Source organism: Pseudomonas sp. PA-1-6B, from assembly GCF_021609545.1.
GTDB classification, from domain to species: Bacteria; Pseudomonadota; Gammaproteobacteria; order Pseudomonadales; family Pseudomonadaceae; genus Aquipseudomonas; species Aquipseudomonas fluorescens_BV.
This window is the reverse complement of sequence record NZ_WJZM01000009.1, coordinates 39,077-53,238: the sequence shown is the minus strand read 5'-3', so window position 1 is coordinate 53,238 and position 14,162 is coordinate 39,077. Positions and strand designations below refer to the sequence as shown.

Annotated in this window: 11 protein-coding genes; 5 read left to right on the top strand and 6 right to left on the bottom strand. The window is 50.7% G+C overall.

Annotated elements, in window-relative coordinates; genetic code table 11:
* Window positions 1-211: 211 nt before the first annotated feature.
* From GIV35_RS07130 to GIV35_RS07115, 4 genes are all read right to left on the bottom strand, one after another.
* Window positions 212-991 (bottom strand): GNAT family N-acetyltransferase, encoded by a 780-nt coding sequence (locus GIV35_RS07130; protein WP_236264336.1) that lies wholly within the window; start codon window positions 989-991, stop codon window positions 212-214.
* 69 nt (window positions 992-1,060) lie between these two features.
* The gene (locus tag GIV35_RS07125) at window positions 1,061-1,447 is read right to left on the bottom strand and encodes a hypothetical protein (protein ID WP_236264335.1); all 387 of its coding nucleotides are present in this window, start codon (window positions 1,445-1,447) and stop codon (window positions 1,061-1,063) included.
* 609 nt (window positions 1,448-2,056) lie between these two features.
* Window positions 2,057-3,436 carry a hypothetical protein gene (locus tag GIV35_RS07120; protein ID WP_236264334.1) on the bottom strand — a complete coding sequence of 460 codons (1,380 nt, stop codon included), beginning with the start codon at window positions 3,434-3,436 and terminating at the stop codon, window positions 2,057-2,059.
* A gap of 69 nt (window positions 3,437-3,505) precedes the next feature.
* Window positions 3,506-4,312, bottom strand: coding sequence for a hypothetical protein (locus GIV35_RS07115; protein ID WP_236264333.1), 807 nt, complete (start codon window positions 4,310-4,312; stop codon window positions 3,506-3,508).
* A 422-nt stretch (window positions 4,313-4,734) separates the two neighbouring features.
* Between GIV35_RS07115 and GIV35_RS07110 the strand changes: the two genes are divergently transcribed.
* Genes GIV35_RS07110 through GIV35_RS07090 form a run of 5 tightly spaced genes read left to right on the top strand, consistent with a single transcriptional unit; the run spans window position 4,735 to window position 10,856 of the window.
* Window positions 4,735-6,009, top strand: a complete 1,275-nt coding sequence (locus GIV35_RS07110; RefSeq protein WP_236264332.1) for a metallophosphoesterase — start codon at window positions 4,735-4,737, stop codon at window positions 6,007-6,009.
* A gap of 11 nt (window positions 6,010-6,020) precedes the next feature.
* Complete coding sequence (locus GIV35_RS07105; RefSeq protein ID WP_236264331.1) at window positions 6,021-7,091, top strand: GTPase-associated system all-helical protein GASH; 1,071 nt, start codon at window positions 6,021-6,023, stop codon at window positions 7,089-7,091.
* Entirely contained in the window at window positions 7,088-8,023 is a 936-nt protein-coding gene (locus tag GIV35_RS07100) for a TRAFAC clade GTPase domain-containing protein (RefSeq protein WP_236264330.1), read from the top strand. Before GIV35_RS07105 ends, GIV35_RS07100 begins: the two co-directional genes overlap by 4 nt.
* A complete protein-coding gene (locus GIV35_RS07095) occupies window positions 8,020-8,907 on the top strand; it encodes a TRAFAC clade GTPase domain-containing protein (RefSeq protein ID WP_236264329.1) in 888 nt (295 codons plus the stop codon). The genes GIV35_RS07100 and GIV35_RS07095 overlap by 4 nt, the downstream gene beginning before the upstream one ends.
* Window positions 8,904-10,856, top strand: coding sequence for a GAP1-N1 domain-containing protein (locus GIV35_RS07090; protein ID WP_236264328.1), 1,953 nt, complete (start codon window positions 8,904-8,906; stop codon window positions 10,854-10,856). The genes GIV35_RS07095 and GIV35_RS07090 overlap by 4 nt, the downstream gene beginning before the upstream one ends.
* A gap of 48 nt (window positions 10,857-10,904) precedes the next feature.
* Here GIV35_RS07090 and gmtX read toward each other — a convergent pair whose 3' ends face one another.
* Together gmtX and gmtZ are read right to left on the bottom strand one after the other, a co-directional pair.
* On the bottom strand, window positions 10,905-11,567 hold the full coding sequence (gene gmtX / locus GIV35_RS07085; protein ID WP_236264327.1) for a gamma-mobile-trio protein GmtX: 663 nt from the start codon (window positions 11,565-11,567) through the stop codon (window positions 10,905-10,907).
* Entirely contained in the window at window positions 11,564-14,161 is a 2,598-nt protein-coding gene (gene gmtZ / locus GIV35_RS07080) for a gamma-mobile-trio integrase GmtZ (protein WP_236264326.1), read from the bottom strand. Before gmtZ ends, gmtX begins: the two co-directional genes overlap by 4 nt.
* Window position 14,162 lies beyond the last annotated feature (1 nt).

The window sequence follows — 14,162 nt, the reverse complement described above, 5'->3', positions numbered from 1 at the left end:
CGATCTCAACCTCATCGGGGCTCATGTTGTTCACCCAGATCTCTTTCATCCCAGCCTCGGAATCCGAGCGATAGCCGAGTCTCCTTGTGTCTGGAGCGAAAATCGCCCTGCTTCTACTGCCTCGCCCAACTTTAGTGCTGGGCTTAAGGACGTTTCTCTGATGCGTGAAACGGTATTCCTGGTCTATTTCCGTGATCCGTTCAGCAGGGGGCTAGAGCTCGATTTCATTGAGAGTGATGACATCCAGATACCAGCCACAGCAGTTCGGCGTGGCCTTAAATCCGATAGCTCTCGCCTGTTCATGCTTGACTTTGCCCTTGACGATATCAAGGGGACCCCAACTGACTTCAACAACCGGATCTCTCAGAATGCCCTCGTGAGCGATAGAAACACGATGCGCCAATTCAAGCGAGTGCGTTTTTTCGTCGAATTTAGCCATCACGTAATGCACACGATCAGGCTTTACATTCTCTTTCGAGTTCAGAGCGGTCTCGGGGTAAACACATACCGTGACCATTTCTAAGGCATCGCCCCGAACATGCATGTGAGCCAACTTCAAGAGGCGTTGCATGTAGATTGACCTTTGTTGCTTTAAGTCGCCAGCCCCCCTGTGTACCTCAAAACCCATTTGTGACCAGAACTCAACGGAACTGTGTGGCTCGCATTGAACAATAAGCACAGTGTTGTTAAGTGCTTCCTCCTTACGAATGGCATGTTCAACAAGTTTCCGTCCAATCCCGCGCTGCTGGCAACTGCTTTTTGTCTGCAAGATAGTGCCGTGTGAAATACCGTATGTGAGAAAACCAACGGGGCCTTCCAAAGTAAAAAAGACCGTCATCTGCTTTTCGGCGCACGCTTTCTGGATCACGCTCCAATTGTTGATGAAACCATCCCCATTGCGTGCTTCACTCGTTAACCATTCCTGGATGAATGGGAGATCGGCGTCTACCGCAGTGCGGACACTTCCCTTTATTTTCCTGGTCTTTTCCATACTCCCCCCTAGTAACCTGAGCGCGCGTGACAGTGTAATCCCTGGGATTGGTCGAACTCTCTCTTAACTTCAAGCACGTTTTGGTCTGAAAGAAAAAAAACAAGCCAGACCAATTATAAGAATCGCGAGGACCGTTACTAATGCATGGATAGGTGATGCAAACCAATAAATTGGCGCACCAACGCTACGCCAATCGGAAATGGGAAGCTCCTTAGTCACAAAGTCAGGTTGGCAATCCTGAATTGCTTTGTTGAACTCTTCAGCTCCTAGCTCTCTCATCTTCTGCATTAGGTCGCCCTTAGGGCAGGCGGTGAGCGATGGCACGCTGTAGCTGTACTCAGCTACATAGCCGTCGAATGGAAAATGAAGCAGAAGTACCAAGAGGGACATTGTTAGTGTCGCCAGCAGAACCTGCCTTTTGATATTGGCTTTCTGGATTGCAGAGCCCTTTTTCATTATTTACTCCTACCTATTCGGGCTCTTGACCCGTACCTCCCGACTTGTGCTTTTTATGGCAGAAAGTCACCACAAAGAAAATGCAAACGAACACTACACACGACCAAAAAAACTTTCCGGCTGCGGGCATCTGCTCAACGCTTTTCCATAACTCTATTAAATTATCCATATATTTTTTCCTTCAACTTTCGACACATCGCGCCAAGGCACGCTGCATGAACTAAATGGCCTTCTCTAGATTCGCAACGGAATAATCGAGACACTGTGTTGGGCTTGGCTTTTCAGGCTATTTGAGCCACGGCCGAACGGTTCGTACCGCAAGGCCTCGCAGTAACTGATGCGATAAGTTCAGCGCTTTTGGCCTGGGTGATACCCTAGGCATGCAGCAGTCGTAGATAACCGTGTGCGATTGTCCAAGCATCCCCCGCTTAATCTGTAATAAGCAACCTTGTCTATACACGATAATAGGTACCTCTGTCTGTTATTTCTACTGCCGTGGCCCCGGTTTTAGGACGGGGCTTGGTGTGTGCCTGGTGAAATACTTCCGCCAAAGAGTTCAATTACGATCACTTCAATAAGGGATGATGCTTTACCCCGTTAAGTCCGGATTCATCGGGTAGGCTTGGTAGCCTTGTCCTGCTCCCAATGGGTTACATCGTCAATTTCCTGGGTGTCGTCTGCGGACAGCATCAAGGAGCTGGGGAAGAACTCCATCAACTGCGGCATGCGAGCGAAGAACTGCAGCGTCTCTGCCCATTCGTAACGGTTTTCGTACGGGTAATAATTCGCCCCATGAATCAGAATACCCATTACTAATGTGCCAGAAGCGTCAACCGTTGAAAAACTGTCGATGTTTTTTACCCGGCGGATCTCCTCGACATCGATTCCCTCAACCGTCTCGTACCAAATATGGACGATCCCCGGTTTATCAGGAGGTATCTGGGCAATCCCATTTTTGGCGAGACCTTTAAAATGACGTGAGCGACGCTCATGCGAGATCGCATGGTCACACCGCCACTGAGCCGCTACACAGTTGGCAACGTCCTGAACAAAAATATTTAGAATGGTGTTCGAGTCACCTGGCCGAACAATACTCGCTGCTATCGTCGCGATGCTGCGTTTTTCATTGCTATCCATGTCACCGAATACCAGTAACTCATGCTGAGGGCTGTTGGCCCTGACAGAGTTGCTGTAGTAATGGCATTCGAGGTGTGCCCTATCAATCATACGAATCTGCGCACTGATCGCTCCCTCCCGAACCCTGCCAGAGCCAATATCGATAGCGCGATTCACCACATTGATCACATCATCCGCATTCGCATGAGATACCTGATCATGGAAGGTAAGGTCAACGATGCTCCACGGTGCGACCTTAAGCATATGCTCGCTCAACTGACCCCATATGCTGACCCAGCTCTTTTCTTCAGTCTGCGAATATTGAGTCTGTTTGTCTGCTCGTTTGCACTCAACGTAGATCTCTACGTCATCGACTTTAACAAGCAGATCCGGTGACTTTTTCGTTTTCCCGTCCTGCCAAATGAGACTGTTCTCCGGAATGAAGGAAACCTCATAACCATTTTTCAGATAGAACGAGGCCGTCAGCAATTCGAAAATCTGCGTCTCAGGCTTCGTGTTATTAGCCAGCATCTTGTTCAGAACCCCGTTCACATTTGGAACTTTCCGAAGCAGTTCTGAAAAGGCACCGATGGCCTTGGCGTACGGATAGATTCGATCGCTGCTGTAGGCGCAGTCGCTGTATGGGCAGTCATAAGCCAACTCAGCCACCAAGATATACCAGTCAATATCGTCCTCTGGCGGTACGAAAAGCTGGGGCTCGATTGGCATTTTCAGATCAATATTCAACTCTTTCGCTCGGATACAATCTACAAAAGCGGCCCTTCTCTTGGCCCAGACTTTAGCCCCCAGCTTATCCACCAGCAGCTTGTAGAAAGCTTTGATTTTTGCATATTCAACCTGATCAACATCCACTGTAATTTTTCCTACTTACTTCCATGGTTGGTGCAGTGGGTTCGAGCCACGGCGTCGAGAGCGTGTCGGCTATGCAATCAAGGTCGAATTCAGTGCTTGTCCTATTTCAATTATTAGGGCGGACTGACGACCGTACTCCGCATTCAATGACGGCAGCGCCCAGCGACTTGGAATCTTGACGTTCCCATATACGAATTCGGCGAATTTGAGTCCAGATGGTGCATCAATTGTTGTGACATCGACTGAATAAGGGATGTCGACGACACTTCGATGCTTTGAATAGTTGCTAAGTTTGTTGAGGTAACTGAAGTCGTCATGATCAACAAGCTCGCTCAACAGTTTTCGGATAGGCTCGACCGGATTTTTATCTTTTATACTCCAAATATTAATCTCTCGAGGTTTTATGCAAAGGGACGGGTTTGTGTTCATGCCTAAGGCGAAATAAACAGCGTGAGCGAGCGTATCCGCGGTTGAATGCATATTTTGGACACATGCAGTGACATGAGCAGCTGCATGAAAACGAGCCTGCTGAAAAGCTACACTCGCCGTATCACTGCCCAGCATCAGCACTATCTTTGCTCCCATGTCCGCATGGGCTGCAGTGGCAGCGTCAAGTAGACGTTTAGCCTCAAAATAGTGAAATTTGGCGAATGCTCCCCTTTGAGCCACTGAGTTTAGCGGGGGAATGAGCTTTTCTTCCTGTTCAACTCCGTACTTGTGTCGCACCGCGTCTTTCAAAATGGCTAGATCCCATGTGGTCACCTGACTTTCTTCCTTTTCTTGGTTTGTACACGTCGTACAGCTAAAATTGATGCTGAATTTTGCGTCCTTAGGCATGTATGCTGCTACCGACGTTGCCGCATCTGCCCAAGGCATGGCTCTTCCTTGGTTATTCAAAAAGTGCTTGCTTGCGGTTGCTTGTCTTACCCGATTCCGAGTTTCTATAATAAAAAATTATTGACTTTTAGATCTGGCCCATGCGGCAGGTGTCCACGATTTATGGAGTGTGGACAGATTGCGGTAGTTCGACTACGAAAAGTCAAGACATTCTGGTTCTATTCAAAATGACTAGCCTTCATGCTTAGGAAGAAAACCTCTCTGGCCGTATGGAGTCGGAGTCGACCTCTGGAAAGGCAGTAGAGGACGTCCTGACACACTGACCCACCGAAGATCCAGGGCAGAACGTAACCTTTTTCAGGCCCCGACTTGGCGATATCCGCGATTTTGTGTAGCAGATCCGTCAGTTTCGCTTGTCGCAGAGATCCATTAGGATGGACACAAACCAAAGGAGTGGGCCCTTGCTAATACTTCATTTCTCGGACATTCATTTTCGTAAATCTGAAATATCTACGGCACAAGATCCAAATTTTCATCTGCGTTCTGAATTGGTTCGTGACGTGGTCCGCCAGAGCCAGCTCTTAGGTGCGCCTGATGCGATTATCATATCGGGTGATATCGCATTTGCCGGCGATCAAGATGAGTTCGAATTCGCAACGGAATGGCTTCGAACACTCTGTGATGCTTGCGGATCCTCAATGCAATCAGTCTTTGTCGTGCCTGGCAATCACGACGTTGTGCGTGAATTGGCGGACCAAGACCTTGTGCAGCTGATTCACGGACAAATAAAAAGGGCTAGCGACCCAACCGCCGAGATTGCCAAATACTTGGGCAACCCTGCTGTCAGTCGCTTGCTCTATCAGAGCCTAGACAATTTCAATCAGTTCGCATTTCAGTTTCTTTGCGATCTCCTTCCGCCGGAAAGGACTCGAGCGACGCGCGATCTACAACTCAATGATGGCTCAACCCTTCGGCTGTGGGGATTGAATACTGCCGTGGTATCGAGTCGTCACGATCGGGCCGGCGAACTCTTTGTCGACCGCGCAAGCTTGCAGATCACACGCGAGGCCGGAGTCGTGAACCTGGTGGTCGCACACCATCACCTTTCATGGTTGCGGCAGAATGCCGAACTCGCTGACCATCTCAACGATGTCGCACCTGTACAAATTTTTGGTCATATACATACGAACCGAATCGATATGAATCGAGACTTCATGCGTCTCACTGCAAGTGCGGCTCACCCTGACCGGAGAGAAGCCGGTTGGGAGCCTGGATATAATTTCTTGGAGGTGTCTGTAGTCGGTGAGCCTGAAGCGCGCAAGCTTCATCTCAAAGCCCATGTCAGAGTTTGGCAGACGGCACCTGGCGGCTTCCAAGCAAAGATGGACAGGGACTCTTCGGTATTTGAGCACTATGTTGACTTGGATCCGTGGCATGCTCCTCAGGTGATCCCGGTGACGGCTCCACCAACAGAATTGCCAATTTCGGGCATCGGTGCTGCAACGATGCTAATCGAGGAAGGCCAGGCCATGAATACCATCCGAGATTTAGGACTGCGTTTCTATCGGCTGTCATTCAGCAAAAAATCGGAAATTGCAGGGCGGTTAGAGCTCCTCGAAGACGAGGACATGGGGCAGCCGGATCACGAGCGTTTTCGGCGCGTATTTATTCGCGCACATGAGCGCGGGAAGCTTGAAGAGTTTGCACGGGCCGTAGCGGCCGCGGAAAAAGAATAAATGGAGCGGTAATGGCTAAATTTACGTTTGCAGACAGATACGCACAGGCTTCGTTGGCACCCAGCCCCCAAGTAATCAGTTCCCGACAGGAGCCAGCGAATCGCATCGTCTCTACTGTCGTTGGAACAGGTATATTGGACCTTGTAGGCGCTTATTATGGTAGTCCTGATGTCGATCTAGGTTGGTTCAGAGACGAGTTTGCTAAAGAGGATGCAAGCTTCAGTCTCGTCAACAATGAGCGAGAAACGAAATTGCTTGCTGCGCTGATTCTCGAGCAGTTGGTTGGGAAAGCCCGCTCCGAAGCGATTTTGGCGATCATTGCCGGCAGCGTAATGGGGCTACGACAGCCTGCTGAGTGTGAATGGCTACTTCGCGACGCAAAAGAAGCACTTGGGCGCTTATCAGTAACGAATCGAGAACCGCAGGCCGTGGAGACGAATCTCACCCCAACGTATACCGCGAAGTTGAAAGAAGAAATTGCAGGCATTGTTGAGGGAGATTGGGCAGCATTGTTGGTAGCTCTCGGTAAAATGAGGGCGGAGACGCAGTCATCAGCTAATACAGTGGCAACGCAGTCTTCAAAAGCCCTCAAGGTGCTTGATCGAGAGATTGACCTACTCCGTGAAGAAAGTCAGATGCTTTGGTGGTTGTTCAGTGGCCATAGTCGATCAGTAGAGCGTAGTTTCAGTTTGCTCACTCCTCACCAAGCTGCAGTTATTGGCGCCTTCGACCTAGGCAACCTAACTACAGTTTCGCTTTTAGGTCCAGTTGCCGCTCCAGCCATCCTTGAAAGAATAATCGGCTTGTCCAAAAAATCGAAGGGGACGCAAGCGATAGAGCTTTCCAAGGTTATCGACGGTTTTAGCCCTGAAGATCTGGAGAGTCTTGAAGTCGCTTCGGCGAAGTTACCGCCCAGACTAGCTCCATTCACTACCGCGCTTGATCTCGCCAAAACTATGGGAAATGGAGCATGGCACGTACGCTTCTCAAGCAAGACCGGCCTGGACGCCTCCATCGTGAGTGAGCCGTTAGCGCTTGCAAATCAACTCTATCGCGAACATTTGTTAGGTCAGCTGCTGTGACAGATGAGAATGAAGAGGTAGACGTAGACATTGATGTCTTCGAGCAGTCGGTGACGGAGCAGGCTGCCAGTTCAGATCAGCGTTGGGAGTTATTGCCTGCATCCTCCATGCTGTCGATAGAGGATGCTGAAATACTACTACGGTGGCGAAATGCCTCGATTATCACTGTAGTTGGAGAGCGAAACGGGGGTAAAACAACTCTAGTCGCTCAACTGTACGAGCAGTTCTTACGTGGCCCTTTCGCACAAACGCTTTTTTCCCACAGCCTGAGCCTTCAAGGTTTTGAAAGGAAAAGCTTTCAGTCTCGAGCAGAATATGGGGCAGACCGCCCAGATACCCCACGAACATCAGCTCAGGATGGGCTGGCTTTCTTCCATATTGCAGTTTCAGATGAGGCCAGCCTGGAACGCACAGACCTCCTAATTTCTGAGCGTGCGGGGGAAACTTATAGGGAGTTGCGCGATAGACCTGAGCTAGCCGCCAATCTGATAGAAATTCGGAAAGCTGCTGCAATTGTACTTATCGTTGATGGTCAGCGCGTGGCTGAGCCAAGAATGCGCGCGGGGGTATTTGCCTCCGTTCGCAATATTGCTAGGGCACTGGTCGGTTCTGGCGATATCGGTCCTCAAACGAGGATCCAGCTAGTTACCACTAAATGCGACTTGCTAATGGGAGATGGAGCGGCGGACGCCTTAGAAGCGTTGACGGCGTTTGAGGCTAACCTGGCGGCACTACTAGAGGACAAATTCCTGTTAGCGACATTTCGTACTGCGGCACGTGATCCGGATGGAAATGTGGCCCCTGCCAGCGGGATGGATCGGCTTTTGCAGAGTTGGATTTCGCCGTCATCCAGCTCTCATTTGGAAGAGCCTGAACTTCCCGTACTAGTGAGTGAGTTTGATCGATTTTTGTTGAGAGGAAGCAGGTCATGAATGCTAGTTTCGTAATCATGGGATTACCTGCGTCTGGTAAAACTACTTTCCTAGCAGCGCTGTGGCATCTAGTGGAGTCAGGAGAAACTGAGTGCCGCCTTGTGATGGACCACTACCGAGGGGATTTTACTTACCTTAATAATATTGCCGATGCTTGGCGTAACTTTAAAAAAGTCCCTCGTACATCTCAAATTGGTGATACGGACGTAACGATCTATCTACATGATCGTGTAACCGGTGCACGGGGCACGGCACTCTTCCCTGACTTGGCAGGGGAAATATTCGACCTCCAGGTTGAGGAACGACGGTGTAGGCCCGAGTTCGTCGTACAAGCCGATGCAGAGGATGGAATCCTCTTTTTCATCAACGCCGATGTCAAAGAAGACGGCCTATCAATCATTGATCTGAATGCAAGACTGCCACAGGAAGCAGCGGTGGCTGTTTTAGCGGGAGAGTCTCCGCAAGCGGCCGGGGATGTGAATGCCCCTGTCGTTGCACCAGAGTGGGAACCGAAATTTTTGCCTGCGCAGGTTCGAATCGTACAGTTACTTAGCGACCTCCTGCGCCCGCCATTCACCTACCGTACCCGCAAGCTAGCTTTGTTGATTTCCGCATGGGATCTGGTTCGAGATCAAGGGCGTACCCCTGAACAGTGGATGGCAAGAACAATGCCACTCGTGGACCAATTTCTTCGCACCAACGGCATGTCATTTACCCACAAGGTTTATGGTGTCTCGGCACAAGGAGTTCGCCTTGATGATGACGTTGCAGTTGACGGTGCGACGAAGATTGCACCAAGTCGGCGTGTTCAAATTGTAGGGCATGATGGCGAAGGGCACGACTTAACAGCTCCCCTCGTATGGCTGATGTCGGCGGCAGAATGAAATTCGATCAATGTCTATTTGGTTATGATGACGGCCATAGGCTGCTCGCATCCTCGCTCCCCTTGGGTAGTGAAACATCACTTCTTACTGAACTTAGCGACTTGGCTCCGGGGACTATTTTCAACCAGTCGGAAGGCTACTGGACTGGTCTACCGGTGCCGGCTATCGGCCGCTATGTGTTGATGCGTACTTGGCCAGCACCCGAAATGTCTCGGCCAGGATGTGTATGGACGCATGCTCTTCTTCTCGAACCAGCGCTTTTGGAATCGATTGAAGATTTGTCAGTATTGCAATCCTTTGCTATCCGCCCATCTGGGTTGTTTGATAAGGATTTTTATCGTGGGCAGTTAACGATCGATATAAGTCACCCAGCGCCTATCCCAGAGTTGATCGACAACACTGTCGTCAAACGACTCCTCTTGTCACTTTACGCTGCTGGCGCGACATCGGTGGAGGTCGACTTGCCTGGTCAACTGGACTGTCCACTTTTCGCGGTCTGGTCCCAACAATGGCCGAGATTAAGACGTAACCTTCGTTTCCAAACTGCTGCTTCTAGAGCTCCGCGTTCCACCGGTTCCATCCGCTTTGACGTCACAGCAGAACTGGTTCAAACCAGTACTGCAAGATCACGTAGTAGCGTGAAGGGTGAGCCTTGGTTGGTGGCTGCTGCTCTTGATGTTCAAGAGGGGGCAGCAGGGGCACTAAGACCTTTTCTATGGCGGTACGGGCGCGACGTTCGACGTCAGCGCGGCTCGTTTCTGCCATTGGTGGAGATTAGGAACATCGACATCTGTGGGGATCCTGATTCAAGCAAGCGCTTGATAGAGATCGTCAACGAATCATTTTCTACTTCAGATGATGCAAAGAGCCTGAAGCAAGACCTCGTGGATGGCAATCTGGCCCCAATAGCCCAACCACTACTATTAGAAGTGGTGCTATCAGACGCAGGAAACACTGTCTTCCCAATGCCGACGCATTCCGGTGTCTCAAAACTTGCTGATCTGTGGCCGGAGAGGCGGGAGGAGATGCTTTCACTAGTGGAGATCACTGTAGACAGGGCCGATCCTATAGGTAAATCGATATTTGACCTTCTTACTGGGGGAACTCAAGAGTCTTTGGTTTGGCTACTTACGTACGCCTCCTTCCCCGTTCGTAAGCGGATAGTGCGAGTAACTCCAAAGCTTTTGCTCGAAGATTGGGCGCTTGATCTGAAAAGCCCAGCGCTGGCTGAATTACTACCGTTGATTCCTGGCGAGCTTGCCGGAGTTGACGCGCTGTTGGCGAAGTTACTCCGTTTAAACGACCATGCCTTGGCAACGGTGGCGTTCGAGCATTTCCCCACCGTTACGGCTGGACAAATTTTATTGGCGACGGGAATCGCAACCAACCGTGTAGCAGACGCTTGGTGGCATAAACTTAAGCAAAGCCCCACAGTAATGTTGCAGTCCGATGTTTTACGCTACGTCGACCGTACGAGCCAGCTTTACGCACTAGCTGAGTTATTTGGGTGGCTGGCTCCAGATGTCGCGGTAGCAGGAGTTTCGTTGTGGATTTCAACTTTCAAGAATGCTTCAAATGATCTTCCTGAAGAAAAATCAGACAGGCTGAATTGTTTTATGATCGCGATGGCGCTCTCCTCTGGAGAAAGCAGCGGAGTAGGCTTAGTTGAAATTCTCTTTGATGTCATCCATGACAGGTTGCTTAAGTCACGGTTATCCGACACCGCGAGAGATATCCTTGAGGACTTGCTACCTGACGTTGGTTGGTTCCGTGGATGGGACATAGCCCTACGCTTTCGGCTAGCAATAGCAAAAGCTTACGTTCGATTCCGATGGCCCCCTCAAAGTTACGCTAAGTTATCCGCTACCCGGAAAGTGCAAATAATGCTTGCCGACGTTGCATTGGATGTTCCGGGAGGGAAACCCTACGCCGAAGCTGTGGGCATCTGAGGCTTGATAATTTATTTATGAGCTTTTAGGCGCGGCTACCCCGAGCGATCAGTCGCCAAGTATTTTGCGAATCGCCCTGGCAAAGCCCACGTCGAACAAGGTCCGCCCACGCTCATTGACAATTTCGCCGTGACTTCCTTCCCTTAGGCCACATTTTTCCAAATGTTCGGGCGATACGGCGTTTACCAAGGCCTCACGCTCAGATGGCGTCAGTTTCGCAGCAAGGGTGAGCACTGCAACAGGTTGCACTGAAGAGGCGCCCGCAATAGTTGCCCCCATTGGACGCCGATCCACAATCACTTGCGTGTTTGCCTTCAGAACGTTGAGTTGTGCCTTAAGCTTGTCCCGCTCGGCGATAATGGTTTGCATGATGGACCGAATGGCTGGATCGTCAATACGCAGTAAATATTCGTGGCTCGCTAGCATCGTTGCCGGCTTAGGCGCGGGCGGGCCAGCGTAGGCCCCCCAGGCTTCGATCAGAACACGATAGTCCATCGACTGTGCGTTATAAAGCACTCGCCCCTTTATGATGTTGCAGGCTTCAGCCAATCTACCGATGGCTGGCAGCGAGAAGTCTCGAGAGTCAATTTCATACTGCTTGCGGCAAAGGTCGTGCATCTTTGACAGGTTTGCGCGCCGGTTCGAGCGCCCGCCCTTTGAGAGCAAAGCTTCCAGTACGGCGTCCGGGTGAATGTCCGTTTTGCCATTCATGTTTTATCTCCCGCTAGGGCCTGATGCATGACAAAGGCCGCCTGGACGCCATTTCTCGTTGGTAGCAGAGAAGATAGGTCCAAGCCAAAGTGTTGGCTGAGGTTCACGCCCGCATCGATCAAATGAATCACTTGCCGTTGGCCAAGTATGGGATTTTCCGAGTTCGTTTTCTGCGCAAGCTGGCGCATGAACGCATTACCGGCGAGCAGTTGCTCCTGTTCGGTTAAAAGCATGAACACGGGTGCCAGTTCCTCACGATAAAGGACAGCATCAAGCAACTGACTGCGACGGAACACTGCCTTGCCCGGCTCTAGGTCGGGGTAAACCTGAACGCTTTCGCACACGCCCGTTAGCTGGAGCAACTCCGACTCCGTCTCTTCAAAGGCTATATGTACATCACCTAACGTTCCTGCGGAAACAAGTTGTGTACCATCGCCAAGAGGCGCATCAAGAGCTGTCTTACAGCGTTCGATAAGACGCCAGCAGGCTACCAAGTCCTCAGCAAGATCGCTGAAGCGTTTTATGCTTTTTTCCCACGCTCGCTCTGCCTGCCGGTATACGTCTATTCGCAAAAATGGGTGGTTTTCTTCCTCTGCATCAGCTTTCTGTTTTTTCAGGTCTTGCAGAGCTTTTTCGTGGGCAATACAGGCATTGCGCGCCTCGTCAAAGTGGTAGGCGATTGTATTGAAGTGGGCAGCCAGTGCAGGCAGATGATGGGGCTCAGTCACGAACCAGCGGCAACGCACGCAATTTCTGCTGCCGCCTGGTACGGGATTATATTTTTTCCAACTAGGTGTACCGACTTGAGGGCCACCGTTGTAGCAGCCGCCCACCGAGTTATTATCTTCGACTTCACTGGTGTTGCCGCCGACCAAGCAGAGTCCGTGGTGCATTGGCATCCAGCCGACTGCGTTACGTGCGGCCGGATGCTGAGGAATAGCTGCGGCAATACTGGACACGCTGTTGCAGATAGCTTTTTTTAAGAGCTCACCATGTTCGGTATCCAGAAGAAAGTTTTGAATGCTCGCTTCTTTATTTGCTTCCAGTCGTTCTACTGCCTTAAGTAATACATCGCTGATATATGTCGCCCCAGGCTTGGTATAATACAAAGTCATTAGTTGGCGGCTGTGGCCTACGAGCTTTTGAAGGATAGGGAACGGCACCTGCCCCTCCAGAGCAAGCGCGGTGATGAGTGAGACTCGCAAGCTATGCAGTGGGAATAGAGTTTTTTTCGATGTTACTTTCCTCTCTTCCAGAAGAGGGAGAAATCTTATGGATTGCCCATTACAATGGGTCTCTCCACGATTAATCAACCGCAGTTCTAGTGCTTCAAGCAGGTTAAACCAAGGTTTATCTAACGAGTCTTGGGTCAATGGAAGATGACGTTCACTCTCCCTCGCCTCCGCCATACGGAACAGAAAGCAAGCATCAGAATAACCAGCCAATTGCAGCTCGCTCTTGGCTTTGATATGACGGCTATCAAGCTTCGCCCAAGATGTACGCTGCAAGATAGGATTGTACTTTTCTTGCCAGTTGCGCAGTTTTTCGAGCCAATAGTACACGTCTTGATGCACTGGACCACCGAATGCCCAGGGAAGCAAATATCCTTTTCCTGGACCGAACTTGCCTCTATCGGCAGTCTTATTGGTGTTGATATAGAGTACCGTCGGAACCCCTTGGCCATCAGAGAGAGGGGCACTGTGGCGGAACACACCCTGTTGAAGTGGTCTACGTTCACTACCCTGTGCGAGTCGGCCAGTGTTCGCCTCCCAAGTCCCCGCAGAATAGCGCAAAGTATCAGCTTCGCCTGAGTCGAGCATACGGATCTGTATGGTTCGGAGCGGCAAGATAAGCTTGACCAACAGTCCCACCCAACGGACCGGGCTCCACATTTCTAAACGCCTTTGGTTGTTTACAAAGCGCTCACGCCACACGCAATCCGGGTCGCTCCGATCAATTTGATCGTCGGCAACTTCGAACCAGGCAGGCCCTCCGGGCCCGCAAAGCCCACCTACTTCGCTAAGCCCACTTTGGGCCCAGCGCCAGTCCGTGAAATTCGGTCCTGAGGCAAGTAGTTGTCTCAACTCCTCGATGTAGCCATAGGGCAGCGGTGAATGCACGCTCTCATCGAGTTTGCGTAGACCAACGAACGATAGCCGGGTCAGAGGATTGTGGAAGCCGGGTGAGACCACCAACTGATCGTTGTGCCCGAGCGCACTGAAATTCCGCAATAGCACGAAGTTTAGAAAAGCGTGGATATAGTTGTTGTATCTAACACCTCTTTCAGAGTCTGGGCACGCTATCTGATAGAAGTCAGGCAAAACTGTGTCTCTCGCCAGAATTATCGCCGGATCGAGCGGCAGATTTTGCTGGATAAGAAAACGTTCCAAGAACACTACCAATCCGTTCAATTTGGAACTTAAGTCGGTCATCTCGCCCTTTAGCCAATCAATAGCCAAGCTGCGCCAGACGGTCAGTTGCGGGTAATCACGCTCCACCCAGCCTAGCGTAGCGTCCGTTTCACGTGTAACCCCGACTATCCTTTTGGAGGACATCGCGAGAGGGCCGGCTACGTTTTTTTTCTTGTCAGCCATG